Origin of the sequence: Terriglobus aquaticus, assembly GCF_025685415.1 — a bacterium.
Taxonomy (GTDB): domain Bacteria; phylum Acidobacteriota; class Terriglobia; order Terriglobales; family Acidobacteriaceae; genus Terriglobus; species Terriglobus aquaticus.
Genome location: NZ_JAGSYB010000001.1, coordinates 66,918 through 91,871, shown reverse-complemented (window position 1 = coordinate 91,871; position 24,954 = coordinate 66,918). Strand labels below are relative to the sequence as shown.

The following is a 24,954-nucleotide window of genomic DNA, read 5'->3' as shown; positions in this document are numbered from 1 at the left end:
CGAGGTACCAGGTCTAAGCCGAGCGGCGGCGTCCGCGCCCACTGCGACCGCTGCGCGAGCCACCACTGCCGCTGCTGCTACGGCGACGGTGGTGCGAAGGTGCAGACTCTTGCGACGCACCTTCCTGTCCGCCCTTCCAGGAACGCGACTCCAGCTGCATCAGGTTGTCCACCTTGGTCAGGTCGACAGGAGCGTTGCGCTCCTCCTTCTGCAGTTCGCCTTCTACCACGCGCCAGTCGAAGGTCATCTTCAGGTCGCGCTCCATCTTGCGAGCGTCGGCCTTCTCCTGCGGCATGACAAAGGTCGTCGAGATGCCAGTCTTTTCCGCGCGGCCGGTGCGGCCGATGCGGTGGACGAAGTCTTCGCTCTGTCCCGGCAGGTCGTAGTTCACCACGTGCGCAATGTGCGAGATATCGATGCCGCGCGCGGCCACGTCCGTTGCGACCAGGATGCGGCTCTTGCCCGTGGCAAACGCCTTCAACGCTGCCGTACGCTGCGACTGCGAACGGTCGCCGTGAATGGTGGAGACCTGGTGGCCCAGCTTCTCCAACTTGCGGCTAATGCGGTCCGCGCCATGCTTGGTGCGGCTGAAGACCAGGTACGTGCCCTCATCCTCGCCCAGCATCTTGTCCAGCAGCGCCAGCTTCTGATCCTGCATGACGACGTACGCACGCAGCTCTACGCGCTCATTCGGCTTGCTGGTCGTGCCAATCTCCACGCGCACCGGCTTGTACACGTACTCGCGCACCACCTCGGCGATGTTCGCGTCGAGCGTAGCGGAGTAGCACATGGTCTGGCGGTCACGCGGCAGTGCGGCCACGATGCGGCGGATGGACGGCAGGAAGCCCATGTCGAGCATGCGGTCCACTTCGTCCAGCACCAGCATCTCCACGTCGCGCAGGTCAATCTCGCCGCGCTTCAGGTAATCCTCAAGGCGTCCGGGTGTGGCGACGACCAGGCGCGGTCCGCGGCGAAGCTGCTCCAACTGCGAGTGCTCCGAAAGGCCGCCGCACACCAGCACCGAGTCACTCTTAGCGCTGGAGACGATCTTGCTGTATTGATCGAGTACCTGCATCGCCAGTTCGCGCGTGGGCAGCAGGATCAGCGCACGCACAGGCGATCCAGAGCGGCGTTTGCCCTTCTGGTTCTGCGTCGGCGCAGCAACCATCGGCGTGGAATCCATGATGTCGATCATGGGAACGAGGAAGCTGAGCGTTTTACCGGTACCCGTCGCAGCCGTGGCTAGCACGTCATAGCCTTCCAGCGCGGGCTGAATTGCCTTCGCCTGCACGGGCGTCGGCGTCACAAAGCCAGCCTGCTTCAGGCGAGCCTTCAATTTGTCTGAGATGTCGAAGGAGTCGAACGTCAGGCCATCGGGGATGGTGTTCGCCGGCTTGGGCAGCGCGACGGTTTCGATCTGGTCTTCAAAGGTGGTGTCGAGGGTGTTATCCAGTGTTGCAGCAAATGTAGAGGTCAAGAATCGCTTTCTATTCGGTATGCGGAGCGCCGGCTCAGTGCGGCGCTCACAGCCAATCGGTACAGGAATGCAGCGGTGCCGGTGGGCCCCTATGGCCGGGGCTTGGGCTCCATGGATTTACCAATCTTGGTTTCAGCTTGCCCGCGTTTGCTTGGTGCGGGATGGGCTGCTGCACGGCGAGGTCTCGTTCGATCGAGACCGGTCAAGCCAGAGCAACCAACGCTTCCTCATTCCCACCGAGGATGGCATGCAGCGATGGAGTACGTGCGTCGCGGTCTCTGGCCAACCCCAATCCACTCGAGGGAGGTTCCCGGCAACGCAGAGTGGCACTCAGTCCACTGTTGAAATCATAACAGGTGTGTCAAGCCCTGGTCGGCTTCGGCCGGACACTGAGCGAAGTGCACAACGGCTCAACGTAGCCATTCGGCATTTCGCTCACCGTGCCACGGCTAGTTCGCTAAATACTTGTCTGCCGTGCGCAGCGACAGCGCCATGATCGTCAGCGCCGGGTTCACCGCCAGAGACGTGGGGAAGACCGAGTTGTCAGCAATCCACAGATTCGGCACGTCCCAGCTCCTGCCATACGGGTCGACCACCGAATCCGCTGCCGAGGTGCCCATGCGGCACGTTCCGGCTGTGTGCGCCGTGCGCTTCGATGACCACAGGTCCGTACCGCCTGCGGCCATCAGGATGCGGCGCATCCTGTCTTCGGCATGATCGCTCATCGTGTTCTCGTTCTTGCCCAGCGAGAACGTGACGAGCGGCTTAGCCAGCCCATGCTGGTCCTTCTCGTCGCTCAGCGTAACTCGGTTCTCCGGATTCGGCAGCGTGTCTCCGTGCATGCCGATGCCGGCCACGTTGTTGTATTGCATCAGGTAATCGGTCAGCGCCTGCCCCACCAGGTTGCGGCCCGCTGCAACCTGCTCTGCCCACGCAACCGGCAGAATGCCGTAGCTCTGCAGCAGGTATCCTCCCGCATACGGCCGGTCCTTGGCACGTAGAAAATCCTCGGTGATCAGCGACGCCGGAAAGCCTTTGTACGGCCGCGTCTCCGATTTCATCGTCGCCCACACCTGCGTCGAAATGTGCGCCATGAAGTTGCGCCCAACCTGGTCCGAAGAGTTGCCGATGCCCCAGTGCAGCAACTGTCGGGGCGATTCCACACCACCCGCGCACAGAAACACCGCACGGCACCGCTGCCGCTGCTCGCGCCCGTTGGCGTCGGTGTACACCACCGCCGTGATCGCGCCGCTACTGTCGCGCTCCACGCCGTGCACATAGCTGTCGGAACGGATCTCGGCACCCGCCTTCAACGCCGCTGGCAGGAAGGTCACATCCATCGTCGCCTTGGCACCATTGCGGCAGCCCTGGTGGCAGTACCCGCGGTTCACGCATCCGTTGCGCGTGCCGTATTCCGGCCGTGTATATGCCTGCGACACAGCCGCGATCGGCGCATGCGCCACGCGTATCCCTAACGCCTCGCAGCCTACGCTCATGTAGATCGCCGAGCTGTTCAACGGCAGCGGTGGCAGCGGATACTTCCGCTCTGCATCCCATGGATACTGCGCCGGACCCGACACACCCAGGAACGACTCGAGCCATTCGTAGGTCGGCTTCAAGTCCTCCAGCGACATCGGCCAGTCCACCGCCACGCCATCGGTCGACTGCAGCTTCAGGTTCTCCGCACTCGGCCGCGGGGCATACGCACCCCAGTGGATCATGCTGCCACCCACGCCTTTGCCGCTGTTGTTCGCACCGAAGCTTGTGGGGTCAGCACCGCCGCTGATCCGTTCATCCTTCCAATAAATCGGCGACTCCAGTTCATCCGTTGGGAAGTCCGACACCGGATCTTCGAACCACTGCCCTGCTTCCAACGCCACCACGCTGCGGCCCGCAGTCGCCAGCTTCCAGAGCAACGGCGACCCACCAGCACCCGTGCCGATGATCACGGCATCCACCGCTTGCTCCATGGGGTACTGCTTCATGTCTGCTGGCTTCTTCATTGGACACCTGCTTCCTGGAATGCACTAGGCGCGGGCCCGTGTTCAAACGGAGCAGAGGAGTTGGGTCCGATGTCTTGCCAGCCCTCGTTGCCCGTTGCACCATCGGCAAAGCCGTAGTAGTTCATCGCAAGCATCGTTTCCGGGTGGGCGATCCAGAACCGCACGGCATCGCTGCGCAACATGCGCATGAATGTGGACAGCGGAAACTGAGCCGGCCCATCCACGTCGCCATTGCATACACAACGGATGTATCCCTCACGCGCGGCCTGGGGCATGCGATCGAACGATCCCATCGGCGTCTGCTCCAACATCTTGAAGAAGATCGTCAGGCCCTGCCGGTACGCCTCTCCATCCGGCGGCAACGTGGCATAACGAAAGCCGGCGTTCTTGCCCGCAGCCAGCCGTCGATCGATGGCTTCTGCGATGTCGACATGAGTGCCGACTGAGCCTTGCGGCAGAATCGTCTGCACCACAGCCTGCAACATGCTTCTGTGTTCGCTGTCCAGGAATGGTGTGTAAGCCGCAGGTTCTGCGCGCTCTTGCAAAACGTTGCGCGTCGCTGAAGAAGTTCGTTCCGCCACACGCGGATCGTCGAGGATACGAAGTGAGTTCATCGACGTGGATAGACGCGCATTAAATCCTGCTGGGTTCTCACGCTTCGGTCATGTTTCTGACAAATGTTTTCGAGAACTCCAACTTTGTAGTCGCAGTGTGCCGATGTGCGGAATTGTTTGGCTCCGCCAAATCCGCGTGCATCGTCGAACGTGCGCCCGGCGTGTTTAGCATCCATCGCTCTATGCTCCCTTTTCGCGATCATGGTCCCACCGATGCACAGCCGCTGTTTCTCTTACTGCACTTCTTTGGCGGCTCACATCGTGAGTGGGATGGCGTAGTCGCTCTGCTGCAGGACCGTCACCGGCTCATCGCTGCAGACATGGCTGGCTTTGGTGAGGCCGCATCGCTGGAGGGGTTCAGCGTCGACGCGATGTGCTCGCGCATCCGCGGCATCCTGTCGTATCTCGCGCCTGCGCCTGTCATCCTGGTAAGCCATTCCATGACTGGCAAAGCCGCGATGGTCGTCGCCGCGCAACCACCATCGAATCTCGTTGGCCTGGTCCTGGTCGCACCGTCGCCTCTCGCGGGCGAACCCATGGACGACGCTGCCCGTGCCGAGATGCGCATTGCCAACACAACACGCGCACGGGCCGAGCAGTTCACCCGGAACGGCTTCGCGCACGCGCCCTCGGCAGAGATCTTCGAGATCGCTGTTGAAGACGTGCTGCGCTCCAGCGATGCCGCTTTCCACGCATGGCCCGACGACGGCACGCGAGAGGACTGGTCAGGCCGCGTGACAAGCCTCCAGGTGAAGGCCCTGCTCGTCGTCGGAGAGAAAGATAAGGCGATCGATCCAGAACTGCAGCGAAGCCAGACCCTGCCGCTGGTCGCGGCCACGGGAGGCCGCATGCACCTCCTCCCTGATACGGCTCACCTGATCCCCTATGAGCAGCCGGAACAACTCGCGAACATCCTGGAAGAGTTTGCAAGGGAGGTGTAATGCCCTGCCATAGCCGGGTACGCTACCCTGAGACCTAGCGCAACCGCGCCCGGAGCCGGACACCGTTGACTCGAGCACATGGCAACGGCATCGCCGCCCCACAGCTCGCCGCAGCGCTTTACCTCGGCCTTGCAGCCGTTCTGCTTGCCCTCATCCTGGTCCGGACACACGGTCATTTCAGCTACTGCCTGGACGACCCCTACATTCACCTCGCACTCGCCGAGCGTCTGCGGCACGGCCTGTACGGCCTGAATACTGGCGAACCTGCGAGCCCGTCCTCGTCGATTCTGTGGCCCCTGCTCTTTGTCCCATTCGCCAGCACAGCAATCATGCCTTGGCTGCCACTGATCCTCAATCTCGCCTGCGGCACAGCAACTGCCTGGCTGCTGGGAGTTCTGGCAAACGAGATCCCAAGCCGACACCGCGACACCGCTGGGGCACCCTGGCGAACGAACCTGCTGGCTGTGCTATTCGTCTTGGCGTTCAATCTGTTCGGCCTTGCCTTTACCGGCCTGGAGCACTCGCTACAGGTCCTGCTTTGCATTGCGTGTGCTGTTGGAGTGGTTCGTGCCATGCGAGGCGACCGGGTCCCGGAGTGGGTGCTCGTCGCCGCTATTCTGCTGCCCTCCGTTCGCTATGAAGGTCTGCTCATCACCGTGGCACTGGCGATAGCGCTGGTGGGCGCGCGGGCATGGCGCAGGGCCGTAGCCATCGTCCTTGCATCGGCGATCATCCCCGCGGCGTTCAGTGTCTTTCTGCACCACCTCGGTTTGCCGTGGTTCCCGCTCTCGGTTCTCGTGAAGAGCAGTTACAAGTTAGCCGATACTAGCTCGCCGTTGCACCGCGTTGCGCACCTGCTTCTGCAGATCCCAAAGTATGGCCTCTTCGACAGCGAGCGGCTGCCGCAGATCGTCATCACCGTGGCGCTTGCCGCGCTCGTTTGGAAGCATCGCCGCACTCGCAGCCTGCTCTTCGGCCTGACAGCCGCCACGTTCGTCAGCGCTGTTCAGGTGGTCCTCGGGCCGTCCGGCTGGTTCTTTCGCTATGAAATCTACGCTTTGGCGTTCACCGTTCCGATTCTGCTTGCGGCCACGGCTCTGCCCGGCACCGCGCACAGGACCGAGAGTGATCTGGGCACGCGCAGCCGTCCGTCGTTGGAGGTGACCTCACCCGCGCTGCAAGCCCGCGCACCGCAGTCGGCAAACGTTCGAACGCATGCGCTCCTGGCGGTCGCGGTGCTCGCCGCCATCTATCTCCGGCCTTTGGTGAACGTGCCTCGCGCCGCGCTCGGCATTTACGAGCAGCAGTTTCAGCTGGGCCGCCTTTTCGGCGAGATGTATCACACTCCTGTCGCGGTGAACGACCTGGGCTGGGTCAGCTATCGCCGCACGCCTGACCAGTACACATTGGACCTCTACGGCCTCGGTTCCTATGAAGCATTTCGCACCAAGGAGAAGGACCGCAACGCGGCATGGCTCGACGCCATCACGCGCGAGCACCACGTCGGCCTGGTGGCAATCTATCCCGAGTGGTTCACCCATGGCATTCCGGCAAACTGGGCTGCCGTTGCAAAGCTGTGCGCCCCCGACGTCGATACCAATCTAGGCCCCGTCAGCAAACGCTTCATGGTGTATCAGACCTCCGAAGCCGACCCTGTCAGCGTAAGCACCGCGATCGAGCAATGGCGCGCTACCGTACCGCCACACGTAACCGTACAACTGCATCCCACCAACAACAGCGAAACGTGCCAGTAAGGAAGGGCTGCCGTAGCAGCCCTCCCTTCGACACAGCGCAACGCACTCAGTCCTTGTAAGGATCGAACTCGTTTGCACCCGCCATCGCCACACCCACCGGCGTCAGCGTGTGCAGCACGCGCACGGTCCCACCCTGCTCCGCGATCACCTCCGGCAAGCGCTTGTAGCAGTGCGGCGACTCGTCCAGCCCGCCTCCACGCAAAACCACGTTCGCCTCGCGCAGCCAGCTCTGCATCATCTCCGGCTTTACCAGACCCTCACGCTTGCACGCTCCGGTCTTGCGGTCGAAGACGCCCGCAGCCTGCTTGCGACCCATCACACGGCCAGCGCCGTGCACGGTCGAAAACATCGCGGCACGCTGCGCATCGCGCGTCGCTTCGTCCATCGAGTCAGGCTCAACGCCTTCCAGGATGACCGAGACCTCGCCCATGGTGCCGCCGACGAACCCGCGCTGACCCGGGAACGCCGGCGTAGCGCCCTTGCGGCACACCCACAGCAGCTTGCCATCGTGCTCCTCCTGCCAGGCGAAGTTGTGGTGGTTGTGAACCTCTTCCACCACAGGCGCGCCCAGCAAGCGGGCAACACGGTCGCAGACCCAGTCACGACCGGCATACGCATACGCTCCGCCCAACTGCATCGCGGCAATGTACTGCGCGCCGAGGTCGCTGTTCACATCCAGCCATACGGGATCAACCATCATGCCGTCCTTTGCGCCGGCGGCCTTCAGGAACCACGTTGCAATGCCGTGGCCCAGACCACGTGATCCAAAGTGCACACCCACCCACACGCGATCCTGCTCGTCCGTGAACAGGTCAACGTAGTGGTTGCCGCTGCCGATCGTGCCAAGCTGCGCTTCAGCCTTGCGCTTCAGCGGCGCCGCTGCTTCCGTGTTCCAGCCCATGTGCGCGTCGCGCTCGAACAGCGGGTGTTCGTTGCGCTCGTTGTTCCTGCGTCCCACACCGAACGACAGCGTATTCCAGATGCCGTCCATGATGCGGTGAATGTTGGCGCGCAGCTCCGGTCCGTGCATGTCGAGGCGCACCGCCTTGTTGCCGCAGGCGATGTCGAAGCCGACCGCAGTCGGCGAGATGCGATCCTGCGCCGCAATCACGCCACCAATGGGAACGCCGTATCCAAGGTGGCCGTCGGCCATCAGGGCGAAGCGGTCTGCCGTGCGGGCGCAAACCTTGGCTTGCTCCAGCGTGTTTTCCTCGTGCGTTCCCCAAACCGGGATGGTGTCGATGTACTGCATTGCTCGTATTTCCTTTCTGGTCGTCACGCCTGCTGGCATGCGTACCGGGCTGGGTTGGTCCCGCGGCGCTCATCGCGTTGGAAGCAAAAGAAAGAGCCCGGGCTGTCGCCCGGGCTCGTTGATTGGTCGTCAGAGGACGAGGCTTATGCCTGCGCCTCCTCGGCCGGAGCTTCGGGGGTCTTGATCTGCGCAACGGTCGCAGTCGGGTCACCAATCTTGAAGCGGGCAAAGCGCCGAACGGAGATGTTCTCGCCCAGCTTGCCTACCTTGGTCGCGATCACCTGAGCCACGGTCTGCGACTGCTCCTTGATGAATGGCTGGTCGAGCAGGCAGACCTCTTCGTAGTACTTGCCCATCTTGCCCTCAAGCATCTTCTCGATGATGTTGGCCGGCTTGCCGCTGGCGGCAGCCTGGGCGCGGTACACTTCCTTTTCCTTCTCGATGTCGGCCTCGGTCACTTCCTCGCGACCGACGTACTTCGGATCGGCGGCGGCGATGTGCATCGCGATGTCGCGCAGCAGCTCCTGGAAATCTTCCGTGCGGGCGACGAAGTCAGACTCGCAGTTCAGCTCCAGCAGAACGCCGATCTTGCCGCCGGCATGGATATAGGTGCCCACCGCGCCCTCGTTCGTGGTGCGCGACGCCTTCTTGGCCGCCGACGCCATACCGCGCTTGCGCAGCACAACGAACGCCTCTTCCATGTCGCCCTTCGACTCCTGCAGAGCCTTGAGGCAGTCGCCCATCGGCGCGCCGCTCTTTTCGCGCAGTTCCTTTACGAGCTTTGCATCAATCTTGGTTGCTTCTGCTGCTGCCATGATTCCCTCTTCCCAATCGCACTGTGGCGTTTGTATTGCTTGCCCGTTGCGGGCGTATGAACTTTCCGAACATCGCTCTACACACAAAAGCGTGGTCGCCAAAGCAGAGGCGGCCACGCTGGTGTGAACGTCTGCTGATCTTGCTTACGCGCTGACTTCAGCCGGTGCCGCTTCAGGCTCGGCTTCGGTGCCGGTGCTGGGAACGATGGGCTTGATGCCGCCGCCCAGCGCCGCTTCCAAATCAACCGTCTCTTCTTCTGCCTGCTCCTGCTGCGTGGTCGCGAACGGGTTCGACTCCTGAACCTCGCCTTCCTCGTCTTCGAGGCCGATGAAGTGCGACTCCGTCTGGATCGGGGTTACATCGGCGTACTCGTTGGCGATCGACTTGTCACCGATCATCTGCACACCCTCGAACGCCGAGTCGGCAATCTTGGTGGTGAACAGGCGGATCGCACGCAAAGCGTCGTCGTTGCCCGGGATGACGTAGTCGACCACGGTCGGATCGCAGTTGGTATCAACCACGGCCACGACCGGGATGCCGAGCTTGCGGGCTTCCGAAACCGCGATCGCCTCGTTGTTCGAGTCGATGACGAAGATCGCGTCCGGCAGGCGCCGCATGTTCTTGATGCCGGCCAGGTTCGTGTTCAGGTGCTTGCGCTCGCGCTCCAGCTTGATGACTTCCTTCTTCGTCATCAGTTCGAAGCGGCCGTCCACGGCCATCTCGTCGAGCTCAGCAAGGCGCTTCACGCTCTTCTGGCAGGTGACCCAGTTGGTCAGGAGGCCGCCGAGCCAGCGGGAGTTGATGTACGGCATGCCCGCACGGTTCGCCTCTTCTGCAACCGCGTCCTGCGCCTGGCGCTTGGTGCCGACGAACAGGATCGTCTTGCCACTGGCGGTCAGGTCGGTGACGAACTTCGACGCTTCCTTGAACATCTTCAGCGTCTTCTGCAGGTCGATGATGTAAATGCCGTTGCGCTCGCCGAAGATGTATTCCTTCATCTTCGGGTTCCAACGCTTGGTCTGATGGCCGAAGTGTACGCCGGCTTCCAGCAACTCCTTCATTGTGATCGATGCCATTGCGGCTCCTTTATGCGGCATCCTGACGGATCAGGCCAGGATTAGTCCCGTTCGTCTGGGAGATTGAACCCCTAGATTGTTTGCTTCGGTGCAACGGGCGAGACTTACAGAAGCCTCGCCCGCCACAGGATCGTTCCAGCCGCTCGGCATGCGAACGGCAAGCCAGAAACTAGCGCTTGGAGAACTGGAAGCGCTTACGTGCGCCCTTCTGACCGTACTTCTTACGCTCCTTGATACGAGCGTCGCGGGTCAGCAGGCCTTCCACCTTCAACGTCTTGCGCAGCTCCGGGTTGAACTCCAGCAGGGCGCGGGCAATGCCCATCTTCACCGCGTCGGACTGCGCGGTCACACCGCCGCCACGCACGGTCGTGATCACGTCGAACTCACCGGTCACGCCAGCGGTCTCCAGCGTCTTGCGGGCGGCAGCGCGCTGCTGCTCCGTGACGAAGTAGACGTTCAGTTCCTTAGTGTTGACGGTGAAGTTGCCGCTGCCGGGGCGCAGAAACACACGCGCGATCGCCGACTTGCGGCGGCCCGTTCCGTAGTATTGAACCAGATCTGCCATTCGTATCCTCTGGGGCAATCAGCCCCGTTCCTCTTCAAACCTGCGCCAGACCGGAGTCCGACGAATCCTTACTGCGCGTCGAACGACAGTGCCTGCGGCTGCTGCGCGTCGTGCGGGTGCTTGTCGCCCTTGTAGACCTTCAGCTTGGTCGCCATCTGGCGGCCCAGGCGGCTCTTGGGCAGCATGCCCTTGATCGCCTCTTCCACGATCGCTTCCGGCCGGCGGGCCAGCAGCTTGGTGAACTCTTCCTCACGCAGGCCGCCCGGGAAGCCGGTGTAACGGCGGTACACCTTCTGCTCCGCTTTCAGACCGGTAAGGTTGATCTTCTCGGCGTTGACCACAACAACGTGGTCGCCCGTATCGATGTACGGGGTGTATTGGGGATTGTTCTTTCCCGTGAGCACGCGCGCGGCGTTGCTGGCCAGGCGGCCCAGGGTCTGGCCCGTGGCATCCACCACAAACCACTTGCGATTCAGGTTCTTCGAACTCGGCACAAACGTCGACATCGCTTACTCCACTTCCTACTGCTGCTCAGAATCCGTGCGCGCCCACACAACCGTTGCCGGCGGTGCTCTGCTGGTGGAGACCTGTGCGATTTCCGACTGTCCGCTCTGTGAGCGTCGCAACCCGGGGTCGCCACGCTTCTCTTCAGGAGGACGGTGTCCCTGCGACCCACGTTCAGCCGCACCGGTAATCCCGCAAACTCAACCACACTGGCCCGGTCCAACCCCTGAGCGCGACACAGCACAGGGAAGCAGACACGGGTCTGCGCGAGTTCTCAGAATAACGGGGAGCCGCCCTGCAGTCAACCTCGATCCGCTGCGGCCCGACCAGCCTGCACACACGAGATGCCCGCCAGCGCCGCATACGTGGCAAACAGGCCCGCCTCCAGCACCATCAACAGCCACGCCGGCCCGCTCCCGACCCTCAGCAGCGCATGCACCTGCACCGCGCCCGCCTGGCTCAGCATGGACGCCCATACGCTGTGCGCCGTCACGCTCAGCAAACTAAACGCACCCAGGACCGCTACAAGCGCCGGCCGGACTCCCCGCCCGGCGTCCTCGCCGGTCGCGGCCCGCGCAATGACCATCGCCAGCGGAAACAGCACCATCTCCGTGTAGGTGGGCCAGGTCTTCTTGCCCAGGCCCATCAGCGTCAGCAGCAACGCCGGTAGCAGAAACGTGGTCAGCGCCAGTGCTCCCCGCGTGTACGGAACTGCGTGGCGCGAAGCGCGCCAGCCCCAGAGCCACACGGCCCCAAGCGCGACAACCAGCAGCAGGTCCCACCCCAGCCTGCCCAGGTCCCGCCCCAGCGCGGCTTCCACCAGGAACGGCAAACCGCCGGCCGACTTGATCTGGCCTTCACGCTGAATCGCCTGCAGCACTGGCGCGTGTAGCACCCCTACAAAGAACCCGTATACCGCCATCACCACCGCCGCGCATCCCGCGATCCACAGCAATGCCCTTCGCCGCAGCGCCAAAGGAAAGACCGGGGTAAACAGCAGCGGCAGGAACTTGATGCCGGCGATCGACGCGCCCACCGCGGCTCCGGACAGCGCCTCTCGCCGTTGCGCCAGCGCCAGCAGCGCCACCGCCAGCGCAAGGCCGATCCACACATTGTTCTGCCCATCGATCGTCACAAACTGCAACGAGATCGGGTTCACCAAACACAGCAGGGCGGCAACCCTGCTCCCCTGCTCGCTCAGCACCCGCGGCATAAACCGGAGAGAGATCCAGGCGGTTGCCACCTCCGCCGCAATGCTGAACGCGATAAGGGTCAGCGGCGAAGGATGCAGCCGATACAGCGGCGTATAGAAGTACGGGAACAGCGGAGCGTACGAGCTGAGATAGTCGCGGTACGGCACGCGTCCCAGCAGGTGCGACTGGATCTCCGGTATATAAATCCCCGGCAGATCGCCTCGCGCTGCAATGTGGAGCACCAGAAAGACGGCGAGGAACAGGAGCACTCGCAAGCCGCCGAACAGCAGAAGATACCGTCGTCGGAACGTCCTCTCGCTCCACTCAAACGCCGGCCGGAAGTACGGCAGAAGCACCGTTGCCACGGTCGCCGCGCAGCCAAGAGCGGCGCGGGCCAGCAGCGTCTGAACACCGGTCATGCTGCCAGTGTACGGGTACGACCCACCGCAAGGTCAGCTTCGCTTGGAGCGACCCTTGCGCGGCTTCACACTTTCCTTGGGATCCAGCCGGTACACAATCAGCAGATTGCGGTCGGGGTCATCCATCGCAGGAATCTCACGCACACGCGTCAGCCTATAGAAGTTCGCAAGCGCGTCCATCTTGTCGTCTTCCACGTAGTTCCAGGCGACAAACCAGCCGGGCTTGTAGGCCGCAATGCGATCTTCCAGCTCCATCGTGCCGAAGTCGTCGCAGATGGACGGCAGCCCCGTCATCAGGGTCAGGTCACTGCCAGAAATCGACAGCACCGTATGACTGTGCGCCGGCTCCGACTCCACCACCTGCTCAATCTGCTCGGCCGCGTTCTGAAAGGTGTACTCCGGATGCCGCACATAGTGCAGCGTCTGTCGCGCATCCACGGCGACCAGCACCAGCAGCGCCGGGACGACGACTACCGCCGTCTGCCATCGCCACGCCACGGCATGGTTCACCAGCCGCATGACCAAGAGCGTGATCGGAACCGCAACCACCAGGTAGTACCGCGGCTGCAGGTTGGCGTGATAGATCAGGAAGGCAAAATACCCGGCGATCCACAGCATCAGCGTCGGAATCAGCGGATCGCTCCACACCCGGCGCCGAACAACCGCAAAGACCAGCGCCGCTGCCAGCAGAGCGGTGATGCCGCTGCCCATCCAGGTCACATCGCGAAAGGCGCTGGTGATGATGTCGCGCGCATTGTCCGCCGTGATGCCCGTGTACCGGTTCGCGGAAAACAGGTAGCGGAAATCCTGCAGGTAGCGTGGCCGGATCAGCGCCAGGTAGTACGCGCCCCACAACACGACCGTAGTTCCACCCGCCCACGCAAACGATCGCGCCGTCGCGCGCAGCTTCCATCCGCACGCGCTTGCCAGCAGATACGCAATTGAAGGCACCAACGCCACCGCCGTGGTCTTCGTTCCGACCATCAGCGCCAGCACGACGCCAATCGCAATCGGCAGCGCGACGGCGGGCCACCGCTGACCCTGCCACGCCACGCCGCGCGCCAGCAGCAGCGCAATCAGCATCAGCAGCACCAGTAACGGCTCCAGCACCGCCATGCGGCTAAACACGTAGAAGTACGGGCTCACCGCCATCAGCAGCGCCGCAGTTGCCGCACACAGCCCCGCCCACGGCAGCGGCTCCTCGCGTACGCTGCGGCCCATGCCACCGCGCAACAGGGCAAAGCTCGCCAGCAGGATGCCGCCGAACACCACCACGGTTAGCGTTCGCGCCGCAACGATGCCCACTCCTGTAAACCGGAACACGATCGCTTCCAACAACGGCCACACTGGCAGCGCGGCCGCGGGGTTGAAGTCGCCCGGCAGGTGCCAGGTGCCTAGCAGGTAGTGCCGCATAGCCGCATCGCCGTACCAGCCCTCATCCGTGTACTTCGCCCAGTCCGACCACGGCGAGAAGTTCGGAAAGTCGGCCCGGAGGTGCAGAAAGCGCAGCGCGAAAAAGACGGCCACCACCAGCAGCGTGCATACCACCGCCGCGCGCGACAGCAGCCGCACACGTGAGGCATCGCGAGCCGCATTTGCTGCTGCGACCTGCTCGGTCCCGGTCCCGTTGAATGCACTCGCAATCGGCACAGCACCGTTATAGCGCGAACGCTCTGTCGCAGTCCGCCGCTGCGTCCACCTTGGTTCGTTGCGGTCACTTACATCGCCGATGGCCCGCAGGCGTTCGGTATCATCACACCATGATCGCGGCCAAGCCTCCTGCTCCATCCAGCCGCGATCCCTTGCGCCCGCATTCGCTCTGGGCCGACCTGTTGCTCTGCTGCGCTACTCTGGCGGGCCTCGTCTCCTGCGCCGCCGGCGTCGTCCACGCCATCTCGCGCTCCCAGGACTTCCAGTGGTCCGGCGAGCGCCTCCTGCTGCACCACATCGATCCATGGCGCGACTATCTGCTCGGTGATCCGGTGCACGGCCTGCTCGCAACACAGGTCCCGAACTACCTCCCAATCCTTTACCTGCTGCTCATCCCATTTGGTCTGCTCTCCGCGAAGGCCGCCTATCTGGGCTGGGCTCTGTGTAACAGCGTCTTCGCGGTGGCGAGCGCCTTGCTCGCGGCCCGCTTCTACGGCTTGCGTTCGTGGCGGACCAGCCTTGGTATATCCGCAGCCGTGCTGGCTGCAGCGCCCACCCGCGTGACGATGGGCAATGGACAGCAGGGCCTGCTCATCCTGCTGCTGTGGAGCCTGGCTCTTCTTCGCCCCGCTGCGATCTCGCCCCGGCGTGCCGCCCTGGCCGGAGTCTCCTACCTGAAGTACAGCTTCGCTCCGGCGCTTGCCCTGTACATGCTGCTGCGGGATGGCATCTCCCGCGGTGTTCGCACAATCCTGTGGTCGCTCGTGCCGTGTGCGGCCGCAACAGTTCTCATCTGGCTCTGGATCACGGGTGGACACGACCTTTCGCACCTGTTCGCGCTGATCACTGAGCCGCTTGCCGTCACCCGCGTCGGCTACCAACCGACGGGCGACCCCGGCCAGACCTTCATGGACCTGTTCGAGTTCCTGCTCGGCGGTGGCCCGGTCGCGACCCCGCGGCTCACCACGGTCAGCCTTCTAGTGGCTCTCGCCATCACCCTCGCGGTGCTGGTCCCTGCCATGCACCGCCGCTTTCCGAACGACACTTCAGGCGAGACAGAGCGCACCGGCTGGCTCGTCGCTCTTACCGCCACCATGAGCTTCGTCCTCTACAAGCACCACCCCTACGACGAGGTCGTCTTTCTCTTTCCGTTCTGCTACGCGCTTCGGCATCGTCGCCGCCCCGCCGCGATCGCCGCTCTGTTTTTCATCGGCTATTGCTGGTACGTCCAGCCCCACGTCGACCTCCACATACGCTTCTCCCTCGCGTGGTGCGCGGCCCGCATGTCGATCCTGTTCGCACTCATCCTCTGCGTCTACCGCATCGCCGAGACCTCGCCTGATTTATCCAAGCCGGCCGGGGTCACCGTATGACTGCGCCTGCGCCGGAGACCCGCGCCTCGTCGCAACCCGCATCGTCAACCAGCGCGCAGGAGGAACGCCTGCCCGAAGCCGCCTCGCTCCTGCTCGACGTCATCCGCTTCACGCTTGCGGTCCTGGTCGTGGTCGGCCACGCGTCAATGCCGTGGTTCTCCACCGGCTGGCCGCCCCTGCTCGGCTGGGCCGACGTGGCCGTCCCGGGCTTCTTCGTCCTCTCCGGATTCATGATTCGCTACGTCACGGAAGACCGCGAACGCGACCCGCGCCGCTATTTCATCAGCCGCGCATCCCGCATGTACTCCGTGCTGCTGCCAGCGCTTCTGCTCACCCTGGTCTGCCGCTCCTACATCTCGTGGCGAAATCCGGTTTACGCCACCGTCCTGTGGCGCGCGCAGAGCCTGCCCGCCCTGGGCGCGAACCTTGTCGCGCACCTGCTCTTCTTCACCCAGTTCTGGGGACATGCCGTCCTCGTCTCACCCAACCTGCCTCTCTGGTCGCTCGGATACGAGGTGCCGTACTACGTCCTGTTCGGCCTGTTCGCCCTCTGCCGGGGCCCGTGGCGCTGGATCGCCGCTGCCCTCTACGTTGCCGCGCTCGGCCCACAGGTGCTCTTTCTCGCGCCGTTGTGGTGGTCCGGCTGCTGGCTCTACAACCTGTGGCAATGGTCCCGGCAGTCGCGCGCACGCTCCGCGATGACTGCCGCGCTGGCTCTGGTGTGCAGCCTCGCTCTTCTGTTGCCACTTGCGCACCCAGCACTATGGACACGCCTGGCACTCCTGCCGAACCCTCTGACAGCACTCGGCCAGCCCCACGGTCGCGCGACCATGCTCGCCTACTCTTCCGGTCTGGTCTCGTGGATGCTGATGCTCCTCGGCCTCTGCCTCTCGGACCGCATCCGGCTCTCGAAGCGCGCACCCTGGGCGCGCCCCGTTCGCCGCATCGCCGAGGGCACCTTCACGCTCTACCTCTTCCACTACCCTCTGCTCTGCCTGGTGCCGCCCACGCTCGGCCACGTCCTGCGAAGTGGCTGGAGCACAACGCTTCTGGTCCTCAGCATCGTCGCCCTGTGCGTCGCTTTGTCTCAGCCCATCGACGCGCTCAAGAACCGCATGCGCCGGAGCCTGACCGCACGCTTCGCATAAGGGACGCAGCGCTCCCGCGCAAGCTCCTCTACCGCCTGATCCTCAGGCCTGCGCTCCTGTACCAAGTGTCATCCTGAGCAAAGCGAAGGATCTGCTTCTCGGACCGCCACGAAGTCCGGCAGGAACCTACAACCGCACCGGCACACCCGCCGCGCGCAGCTCCCGCTTCAGCGCCCACGAGTCCGTCACGCCAAAGTGAAAGATGCTCGCCGCCAGCGCAGCATCCGCCTTGCCCCGCCCGAACACATCCGCGAAGTGCTGCGCGTTCCCCGCACCGCCCGAAGCGATCACCGGAATCTGCACCGCCCCGCTCACCCGTGCGGTCAGCTCGTCGTCAAAGCCCGCGCGGGTTCCATCCGCGTCCATGCTCGTCAGCAGGATCTCGCCCGCGCCACGCTCTTCCGCCTCACGCGCCCAGTCCACCACCTTGCGGCCCGTCGGTTTGCGCCCACCCGACACATACACCTCGGCGTCTCCTACCGGATCGACCGAGCTCGCATCGCGCCGCGCATCGATCGCAACAATCACAGCCTGCGCGCCAAAGCTGCCGCCGATCTCACCAATCAGCTCTGGCCGTGCAATCGCGCTCGAATTAATGCTCACCTTGTCCGCGCCCGCGTCGAACACCGCCGCCGCGTCCTCCGCGCTGCGAATACCGCCACCGACTGTAAACGGAATGAACAACTGCGCCGCAGTCCGCTTTACCGTGTCGATCAGCGTACCGCGCCCCTCGTGCGTCGCCGTAATGTCGAGCAGAACAATCTCGTCCGCACCCGCCGCTGCATGCCGGTGCGCCAGCTCCGCCGGATCACCCGCATCGACGATGTCCACGAACTGAATGCCCTTCACCACGCGCCCGCCGCGCACATCCAGGCAAGCAATCACCCGCTTCGTCAGCATCAGGCAAGCTCCACAAAGTTGCGCAGGATTTGCAGCCCGGTTTCGCCGCTCTTCTCCGGATGAAACTGCACACCCATCACGTTTCCCCGCTCCACCGCGGCCGTAAACGGCCCACCATAGAACGTTGTCGCCGCCGTATCCGCATCCACCGGCGCTCGCCACGAATGCGTGTAGTACACAAAGCTCCCCGGAGCGACGCCACGCAGTAGCCGCGACCCTTCGCGCACGTCCTCCAGCGAATTCCAACCCACGTGCGGCGACTTCAGCTCCGCACCCTCGAACACCGCCGGAAACCGCTCGCACCGCCCACCGTAGTGGCACAGACCGTCGGTCGACTCGGCCTCCGTCGAGCCCTCGTACAGCCATTGCAACCCAACGCAAATGCCCAGAAACGGCACACCCCGCGCAATCGCCTCGCGCGTCGCCTCTGTCAGTTGCAGATCATGCAACAACTGCGTCGCCCGAAAATGCCCCACACCCGGCAGCACAATCTTCTCCGCCGCGCGCACATCCTCCGGCGACTGCGTCACATGCGTCTCGGCGCCTAGAAATTGCAGCGCCTTTACTACGCTCGTCAGATTGCCGGCTTTGTAATCGATAACCTGGATCACAGCAAGCCCTTGGTACTCGGCAGTAAATCCTTCATCCGCTCGTCGCGGCTCACCGCACCCCGCAGCGCCCGCGCAAACGCCTTGAAGATCGCCTCGATCTTGTGGTGATTGCTGCGGCCGTACATCGTCTTCACATGCACGTTGCAGCGGCCACCGCGCGCGAAGCCATCGAAAAAGTCCGTAACCAGTTCGGTCTGGAAATCCCCAACCAGCGCCACATTCACCTGGTCATCGACAACGTAACCGGTCCGTCCCGAAAGATCGATCGCCGCCACCGCCAGCGTCTCGTCCATCGCCATCACAAAGTACCCGGCGCGCAGAATGCCTTTTTTGTCGCCCAGCGCCTTGTCCACCGCTTCACCCAGCGCAATGCCCACATCTTCGACCGTGTGGTGCTGGTCCACATCCAGATCACCGTCGCAGTGCAGGTCCATGTCGAACCCGCCATGCCGTGTGAACAGTTCCAGCATGTGATCGAAAAAGCGAATGCCGGTCCGCACGTTGTACGTCCCCTGCCCGTCCAGCGTCAGCCGCAACTTGATCTTGGTCTCCGTCGTGTTGCGCTCCACCACACCCACACGCGCTGCACCCACACGCGCTGCAGAATTCGACTCAGCATTCACCACAGCGGTTGGAGACAGGTGCAGATCCCCAGCATTACGGGTCGTCTCCTCGCTCAACTCCGACCCCGGCTCAAAGCGCTCGGTACCTTCCAGCGCGTTCTCCACATCACTCATATTCCCGCTCCTCCTTCGGCCCCGCCTCCGGAGCATCCACCTCAGCCGGCGTCCACCCGATCGCCGCCAGCGACTCGCGCAGCACGGCAATCGCCGTGTCGATCTGATCTTCAACGCCAATCGTAATCCGCACACATCCGGCCAAGCCTGGATCACTCGACCGGTCGCGCAGCAACACACCACGCGCCCGAGCCGCCGCCACAAGATCCTTGTGCTTCGGCCCAATGTGCATCAGCACAAAGTTGGCATGACTCGGCCAGCGCGGCACGCGCATGTGGTCCAGCGCCTTCTCAATGCGCGCCCGTCCTGTGCGAATCTGCCCCACATACCAATCCAGGTACTCGGTGTCGCCCACGCACGCTTCCACGGCGCGCAGCGCCACGCCGTTCACGTTGTACGGCGAGCTCGCCTTGCGCATGTGCTGCACCAACTCCGCAGGTCCGGCTATCAAACCCACACGCAGATTTGCCAGCCCATACGCCTTCGAAAACGTGCGCGCGACGATCATGTTCCGCGGCGCATCGGCCGCTGCATCCGCACGCAGGTCGTCCATAACGGTTTCACCGTGAAAATGGAAGTACGCCTCATCCACCATCACCACGGCATGCGCCGCAGCCTTCGCGACCGCATGAATCTGCTGGCGCGAGATCACTGTACCGGTGGGGTTATTCGGCGAACACAGGATCACCAGCTTCGTCTTCGGCGTGATGCCCGCAAGCAGCCGCTCAAACGGAAACTCCAGCGTCTCGTCCATCTGCACGCGCTTCACCACAGCGCCCATGGCAACAGCGTTCACGTCATACATGAAGAAGCTCGGCACCGCGAATAGTACCTCATCGCCCTCTTCCAAAAACGTGAAGCAGACAATGTGGATCGCCTCATCCACCGCATTCGTCAGCAGCACCTGCTCGGGCTGCAGCTGCAAGTGCTGCGCGACCACAGCCTCCACCGGCGCCCGCTCCGGATACACCGTGAACGACTCCAACGTCAGCTTGCCCAACGCCTCGCGCACTCTGGGCGACGGCGCATGCGTGTTCTCATTGAAATCCAACCGCAGCGCGTTGCGCCCTGCCAGTGGCGGATGGTACTCCGGCATCGCCGCAATCGCACGCCGCGGCTGGATGCTCTCCGGCCTCTGCTCTGCCACAACAGCACTCATCGCTTGCCGCCGTTCATTCGCACCCGCACGCTCTCCGCATGCGCCACCAGGCCCTCGGCCGTTGCCAGCGCAATCGCCTTCGGCCCCAGCGTCTTCAGCCCCGCCGCGGTGTAGTCCTGTACGGTGATCACCTTCAGAAAATCCGTAACACTCAAGCCACCGCGCACGCGCCCCACGCGCCCGGTCGGCAGCACATGATTCGGCCCGCTGATGTAGTCGCCCATGCTTTGCGGTGCAAAGTTACCCACGAACACTGATCCGGCATTCCGCACCCACAACAGATCGCTCGCCGCATCCACCGTCAAATGCTCAGGCGCGAGCCGGTTGGTGATCGCATGCGTTTCCTCAACCGATTCGCACAAAAACACCGTCCCACGAGCCCGCAGCGACACCTTCGCCAGGGCGTTGCCCTTCGCCCGCTTGTGCGCCAACTCTGCAACCTGCTTCGCCAGCTTCTCGTTCGCCGTCACAAACACGGCCAGCGTCTCAGGATCGTGCTCCGCCTGCGCGACCAGGTCCGCGGCAATGCCCTCGGCGTTCCCCGTCTCGCTCGTCACGACGATTTCCGTAGGCCCGGCGGGCATGTCGATGCCGCACTCCGTCGAGGCGATCACCTTTGCCGCGGTCACGTACAGATTGCCGGGACCGACAATCTTGTCCACGCGATTAATCGTCTCTGTGCCGTACGCCAGCGCCGCCACCGCCTGCGCTCCACCGGTGCGATACATCTCGGTCACACCTGCCAGGTGTGCGGCGGCCAGCGTCTCGCGGGCAGGCTTCGGGCTCACCACCACCACGCGCTCCACACCCGCCACCTGCGCTGGGATCGTCGTCATCAGCAGCGTGCTGGGCAGCGGAAACCGACCACCCGGCACATAGCAACCCACGGACTCCAGCGGACGCACGATCTGTCCTACCGTCACACCCGGCGTGTTCTCCGTGAACCACTCGTCCGGCTTCTGCTGCTCGGCGAAACTGCGAATGTTCTCCGCCGCAGTCCGCATCGCCTCCTGCAACTCAGGCGATGTCGCATTCCACGCATCCAGCATCTCGCCAGCCGTCACACGCAGCGGCTGCTTTTCTTGCAAACCGTCAAACTTCTCCGCCAGCTTTCGCAGTCCCTTGTCGCCGTCCTTGCGAACGCGCTCCATGATCTTGCGCACCACCGGCTCCACCTCCGCCGTCTTCACCGCACCGCGCTGCTCCAACTCGCGCAACAGCCTTTCGGCATCCTTCGCGCCACGCTCAGTGGTCTTTACGATCCGCATTACAGCACCACCTTGCTCAGCGGATACTCCACAATCCCGCTGCCACCCGCTGCCTTCAGCTTCGGAATCACGTCGCGCACCGTGGTCTCATCCAGAATCGTGTTCACCGCCACCCAGTTCTCATCCTTCAACTGAGACACGGTCGGCGATGACAGAGCCGGCAGGATCGCCAGCACCTCATCCAGGCTCGCCTTCGGCACGTTCAGCATCAGGCCAACCTGGCTCATCGCGTTGATCGCGCCGTTCAGCATCATCGCCAGGTTGCCGATCTTCTCGCGCTTCCACGCGTCCGCATACGCAGCGTTGTTCGCAATCAACTGCGTCTCGCTTTCCATCAGCACTTCGATGATGCGCAGCCGATTCGCGCGCAGCGAAGATCCCGTCTCTGTCACCTCGACGATCGCGTCGGCCAGCATGGGCGGCTTGACTTCGGTAGCGCCCCAGCTAAACTCCACCTTTACGTTGATCTTCTTCTCCGCGAAGTAACGCTTGGTGTACTCCACCAGCTCCGTCGCGATGATCTTGCCTTCCAGATCCTCGGGCCGCTGATACGGCGAATCCTCGGGCACTGCCAGCACCCACTTCACGCTCTGCCGCGACTGCTTGGAATACGTCAGCGACGTCACGCGCTCCACATCCGCCAAATTCTCCAGCACCCAGTCGTTGCCGGTCAGGCCGGCATCCAGCGCACCGTGCTCCACATAGCGGGCCATCTCCTGCGCGCGCACCAGCATGCACTCAATCTCGTCATCGTTGATGGCCGGAAAGTACGACCGCCCGTTTGCCAGAATCTGCCAACCCGCCCGCGCAAACAGAGCCACCGTCGCGTCCTGCAAACTACCCTTCGGAATCCCAAGCTTCAGCTTCGCCATCGCCCTACCGTGTCTCCTCGTTGCTCATCTCAATCGGCTTCGTAAAACAGCTCACCGTGCCTTCGTGGCATACCAGGCCGTCACCTTCCACAACAACGCGGAACAGCAACGCGTCCGAATCACAATCCGTCGCGGCGGTCACCACGCGCAGCCGGTTGCCGCTGGTCTCGCCCTTCATCCACAGCTTGTTCCGCGAACGCGACCAGAACGTGACAAACCCGGTCTCCAGCGTCTTCCGGTAGCTCTCCTCATTCAGAAATCCCAGCATCAACACCTCGCCGGTGCCTGCGTCCTGCACAATGCCGGCCACCATGCCGCCAGCCTTGTTGAAGTCGATCTTGGCGGGTTTCGCCGCTACGCTTGCCATTCCAATCCTCTCGTCCTGCCTGCCTGTGCCACGTCCACGACTTGCCTGGTCATCGCACTCGCCTGCAGACACAACAAAGCCCGCCTGCGAGCAGCGCATGAGCGGGCCATTTCATCTGGTTTCAGAGTTTCCGTTACGCCGGAACCTGCACCAGGGCCGCACACGCGCTCTGCGCATGATGGTGGTGGCCGTGATGAAGATGCAGCGTCATGTTCCTATACAGAAGCTAAAAGTGTGCTCCCTGGTTGTCAACGCGGACCGCGCCATAGGACGGTTTTCGCTTGCCCCTGTAGCCAAACGCCTGTAGCGTTGTGCCGTTGCCCGAACCGCGCCACCTGGGCACCCAGGAGTTCCCTTTCATGCACCAGCGCCGCCTGCTCACACTTGTTGCCCTGCTCTCCCTTTGGCCCGTCATCTCGCCGGCACAGACCCAATCTGCCGCCCCTAAGCCGGCAGCCGGAGCCGCCAAGCCCGCGACCAAATCCGTCACCGCCGCGCCTGCCGCGAAGGGCGAGCCGCTCGACCTGAACACCGCCACGCCTGACCAGCTCAAGGCTCTGCCCGGCATCGGCGACGCCTACGCCAAGCGAATCATTGACGGCCGTCCCTACACCATGAAGAACCAGCTGACCCAGCGCGGCATCCTGCCCCAGGCCACCTACGACAAGATCAAGGACAGCATCGTCGCCAAGCGCCCGGCCTCCGCCAAGTCCGCCGGCCCGGCCGCGGCCGCTGCTCCCGCCAAAAAATAACCGCTCACCTGCAAGAGGCCCGAAGCGACATGCCACAAAAGCGGCAGGCCGCTCCGGGCCTTTTTGGCGCGTCCGCCCAAACCATCCGGTACAGTGAAAGACAGCGCTGCCACCCCTGCTCACCAACGGCACGCTCCGTCGCACGCATGAAATCACCTCGTCCGATCGCCAGGCTGCTCCACAGCGTCCGCACCGCTCTTGTAGCGGGCGTGGTCTCGGTGCTTCCTTTCGCTCTCGTCGGTTGCGGACAGGTCAGCGGCTCCACCCAGACGCAGTACGCGCAACTCCGCGTCATCGACACCTCCACCTCTGCCGGCGGCCTCGACATTCAGGTCGGCTCCAGCGTCCTCGCCTACAACATCGGCTTCGGCAGCGTGGTGAACTACACCCCCGTTCTGCCCGGCACCTACACCATTGCTGCCAATCAGGCCGGTACGAAGACCGTGGTCAGCAGCGTTCGTGGAACGCTCGCGGCACCCACGGAGTACACCCTGCTGATCGGCAATACCGCCGCCGGCGCCCAGGCGCAACTGTTGACCGACCAGAGCCAGCCCGCACCCGGCAACCAGGTGCTCGTCCGCCTCATCGATCAAGCGACCGCGATCGGTTCCGTTGATGTCTACTTCATCCCTGCCGGCGGCAACCTGCTCACGACCAAGGCTGTCGCCACCGCTGTCAATCTGAACGACATCCGCACCGGCATCTATGTCCCGACCGGGACCTATCAGGTAGTGCTCCTGCCAGCCGGCACCGTGCCCGTGGCGGCCACCGCAACGACCCCGGCGACGACCGCGCTGTACAGCAGCGCCGCAACGTCCCTGCCTGCTGGCAGCGCCCGCACTATCGTCCTGTTGGACACCCAGGTGACCACCACCCCTGCCGTCCAGGTCATCTTCATCGCAGACTACGACTCGCCCTACGCCACCGGCACCGCACAATAGCGGCATCCGCCTCGCTGCCTGGGTGAGCTCGGCTTGCATGATGGGCGCCTGAAGACACGCCGAAGCGGGAAAGGTTTCGCACGGCTTTTCCGCGCGCTTTCCCAGCAAAATCGCGCAACCAGCCCTCTCAACCCGGGTCTCCTCTACCGTACGCGGCTTCGCTTCCGGGCCGCCCTGAAAGAGGAACCTCTCATGAAGATCGCGACACTTGCCGCAGCCGCCGCTCTGCTCGTTTCCACCGCTGCCTTTGCGCAAACTCCTGAGTCGAATCGCACTATCAACCAGCGCAAGTACAACCAGCAGCAACGCATCGGCCAGGGTGTCCGCAGCGGCCAGCTCACTCCGCGCGAAACCCAACATCTGGAGCATCAGGAAGGCGCGGTGAATCGCGAGGAGCACGCCATGCGCGCCGCCGACAACGGCCACCTCACCCGCTCTGACCGCCGCACGCTGCACGCGCAGCAGAATCAGGAGTCGCGCCGCATCTACCGCGACAAGCACAACGCCCGCGCATACTGATTCACGATTTGCGACCAGCTCAGGACGGCCCGCTCGCTAGCAG

Annotated in this window: 24 protein-coding genes; 7 read left to right on the top strand and 17 right to left on the bottom strand. The window is 63.5% G+C overall.

From position 1 onward, the window contains the following. Positions 1–13: 13 nt before the first annotated feature. The 3 genes from OHL12_RS00470 to OHL12_RS00460 all read right to left on the bottom strand — a co-directional run bounded on the left by OHL12_RS00470 (position 14) and on the right by OHL12_RS00460 (position 3,965). Positions 14–1,477, bottom strand: coding sequence for a DEAD/DEAH box helicase (locus OHL12_RS00470; RefSeq protein WP_263411880.1), 1,464 nt, complete (start codon positions 1,475–1,477; stop codon positions 14–16). Positions 1,478–1,926: 449 nt separating this feature from the next. Further along, entirely contained in the window at positions 1,927–3,480 is a 1,554-nt protein-coding gene (locus tag OHL12_RS00465; RefSeq protein WP_263411879.1) for a GMC family oxidoreductase, read from the bottom strand. After that, entirely contained in the window at positions 3,477–3,965 is a 489-nt protein-coding gene (locus OHL12_RS00460) for a gluconate 2-dehydrogenase subunit 3 family protein (protein ID WP_263411878.1), read from the bottom strand. The genes OHL12_RS00465 and OHL12_RS00460 overlap by 4 nt, the downstream gene beginning before the upstream one ends. 311 nt (positions 3,966–4,276) lie before the next feature. Between OHL12_RS00460 and OHL12_RS00455 the strand changes: the two genes are divergently transcribed. Beyond that, on the top strand, positions 4,277–5,035 hold the full coding sequence (locus tag OHL12_RS00455) for an alpha/beta fold hydrolase (protein WP_263411877.1): 759 nt from the start codon (positions 4,277–4,279) through the stop codon (positions 5,033–5,035). 65 nt (positions 5,036–5,100) lie between these two features. After that, positions 5,101–6,789, top strand: a complete 1,689-nt coding sequence (locus OHL12_RS00450; RefSeq protein WP_263411876.1) for a hypothetical protein — start codon at positions 5,101–5,103, stop codon at positions 6,787–6,789. A gap of 46 nt (positions 6,790–6,835) precedes the next feature. On the opposite strand, the gene OHL12_RS00445 is transcribed toward OHL12_RS00450, so the two are convergent. The 7 genes from OHL12_RS00445 to OHL12_RS00415 form a co-directional block, all read right to left on the bottom strand. Next, the gene (locus OHL12_RS00445) at positions 6,836–8,041 is read right to left on the bottom strand and encodes an RtcB family protein (protein ID WP_263411875.1); all 1,206 of its coding nucleotides are present in this window, start codon (positions 8,039–8,041) and stop codon (positions 6,836–6,838) included. Between the two features lie 143 nt (positions 8,042–8,184). Continuing rightward, entirely contained in the window at positions 8,185–8,856 is a 672-nt protein-coding gene (locus OHL12_RS00440) for a translation elongation factor Ts (RefSeq protein WP_263411874.1), read from the bottom strand. Positions 8,857–9,000: 144 nt separating this feature from the next. Continuing rightward, entirely contained in the window at positions 9,001–9,933 is a 933-nt protein-coding gene (gene rpsB / locus OHL12_RS00435) for a 30S ribosomal protein S2 (RefSeq protein WP_263411873.1), read from the bottom strand. A gap of 169 nt (positions 9,934–10,102) precedes the next feature. Next, the gene (gene rpsI / locus OHL12_RS00430) at positions 10,103–10,498 is read right to left on the bottom strand and encodes a 30S ribosomal protein S9 (protein WP_263411872.1); all 396 of its coding nucleotides are present in this window, start codon (positions 10,496–10,498) and stop codon (positions 10,103–10,105) included. Between the two features lie 68 nt (positions 10,499–10,566). After that, positions 10,567–11,004: a 50S ribosomal protein L13 gene (gene rplM / locus OHL12_RS00425; RefSeq protein WP_263411871.1), complete on the bottom strand. Its 438-nt coding sequence runs from the start codon at positions 11,002–11,004 to the stop codon at positions 10,567–10,569. 299 nt (positions 11,005–11,303) lie between these two features. Next, positions 11,304–12,614 carry a glycosyltransferase family 87 protein gene (locus OHL12_RS00420; RefSeq protein ID WP_263411870.1) on the bottom strand — a complete coding sequence of 437 codons (1,311 nt, stop codon included), beginning with the start codon at positions 12,612–12,614 and terminating at the stop codon, positions 11,304–11,306. Between the two features lie 33 nt (positions 12,615–12,647). Beyond that, the gene (locus OHL12_RS00415; protein ID WP_263411869.1) at positions 12,648–14,264 is read right to left on the bottom strand and encodes an ArnT family glycosyltransferase; all 1,617 of its coding nucleotides are present in this window, start codon (positions 14,262–14,264) and stop codon (positions 12,648–12,650) included. Between the two features lie 110 nt (positions 14,265–14,374). Here OHL12_RS00415 and OHL12_RS00410 point away from each other — a divergent pair, with 110 nt between their 5' ends. Both OHL12_RS00410 and OHL12_RS00405 read left to right on the top strand, forming a co-directional pair. Continuing rightward, on the top strand, positions 14,375–15,637 hold the full coding sequence (locus OHL12_RS00410) for a glycosyltransferase 87 family protein (protein WP_263411868.1): 1,263 nt from the start codon (positions 14,375–14,377) through the stop codon (positions 15,635–15,637). Further along, complete coding sequence (locus OHL12_RS00405; RefSeq protein ID WP_263411867.1) at positions 15,634–16,785, top strand: acyltransferase family protein; 1,152 nt, start codon at positions 15,634–15,636, stop codon at positions 16,783–16,785. Before OHL12_RS00410 ends, OHL12_RS00405 begins: the two co-directional genes overlap by 4 nt. 126 nt (positions 16,786–16,911) lie before the next feature. Here OHL12_RS00405 and hisF read toward each other — a convergent pair whose 3' ends face one another. From hisF to hisI, 7 genes are all read right to left on the bottom strand, one after another. Further along, positions 16,912–17,685, bottom strand: a complete 774-nt coding sequence (gene hisF, locus OHL12_RS00400; protein ID WP_263411866.1) for an imidazole glycerol phosphate synthase subunit HisF — start codon at positions 17,683–17,685, stop codon at positions 16,912–16,914. Beyond that, complete coding sequence (gene hisH / locus OHL12_RS00395) at positions 17,685–18,296, bottom strand: imidazole glycerol phosphate synthase subunit HisH (RefSeq protein ID WP_263411865.1); 612 nt, start codon at positions 18,294–18,296, stop codon at positions 17,685–17,687. Before hisH ends, hisF begins: the two co-directional genes overlap by 1 nt. Continuing rightward, positions 18,293–18,919: an imidazoleglycerol-phosphate dehydratase HisB gene (gene hisB / locus OHL12_RS00390; RefSeq protein WP_399262146.1), complete on the bottom strand. Its 627-nt coding sequence runs from the start codon at positions 18,917–18,919 to the stop codon at positions 18,293–18,295. The genes hisH and hisB overlap by 4 nt, the downstream gene beginning before the upstream one ends. 106 nt (positions 18,920–19,025) lie before the next feature. After that, the gene (locus OHL12_RS00385) at positions 19,026–20,192 is read right to left on the bottom strand and encodes a pyridoxal phosphate-dependent aminotransferase (RefSeq protein ID WP_263411864.1); all 1,167 of its coding nucleotides are present in this window, start codon (positions 20,190–20,192) and stop codon (positions 19,026–19,028) included. Beyond that, positions 20,189–21,460: a histidinol dehydrogenase gene (gene hisD, locus OHL12_RS00380; RefSeq protein WP_263411863.1), complete on the bottom strand. Its 1,272-nt coding sequence runs from the start codon at positions 21,458–21,460 to the stop codon at positions 20,189–20,191. Before hisD ends, OHL12_RS00385 begins: the two co-directional genes overlap by 4 nt. Next, a complete protein-coding gene (hisG, locus tag OHL12_RS00375; RefSeq protein WP_263411862.1) occupies positions 21,460–22,332 on the bottom strand; it encodes an ATP phosphoribosyltransferase in 873 nt (290 codons plus the stop codon). The genes hisD and hisG overlap by 1 nt, the downstream gene beginning before the upstream one ends. Positions 22,333–22,336: 4 nt before the next feature. Further along, entirely contained in the window at positions 22,337–22,699 is a 363-nt protein-coding gene (gene hisI, locus OHL12_RS00370; protein ID WP_263411861.1) for a phosphoribosyl-AMP cyclohydrolase, read from the bottom strand. Between the two features lie 311 nt (positions 22,700–23,010). On the opposite strand from hisI, the gene OHL12_RS00365 reads away from it, so the two are divergent. From OHL12_RS00365 to OHL12_RS00355, 3 genes are all read left to right on the top strand, one after another. Further along, positions 23,011–23,451 (top strand): ComEA family DNA-binding protein, encoded by a 441-nt coding sequence (locus tag OHL12_RS00365; protein WP_263411860.1) that lies wholly within the window; start codon positions 23,011–23,013, stop codon positions 23,449–23,451. 146 nt (positions 23,452–23,597) lie between these two features. Further along, positions 23,598–24,392, top strand: a complete 795-nt coding sequence (locus OHL12_RS00360; protein ID WP_263411859.1) for a DUF4397 domain-containing protein — start codon at positions 23,598–23,600, stop codon at positions 24,390–24,392. 192 nt (positions 24,393–24,584) lie between these two features. Further along, entirely contained in the window at positions 24,585–24,911 is a 327-nt protein-coding gene (locus OHL12_RS00355; protein WP_263411858.1) for a hypothetical protein, read from the top strand. Positions 24,912–24,954 lie beyond the last annotated feature (43 nt).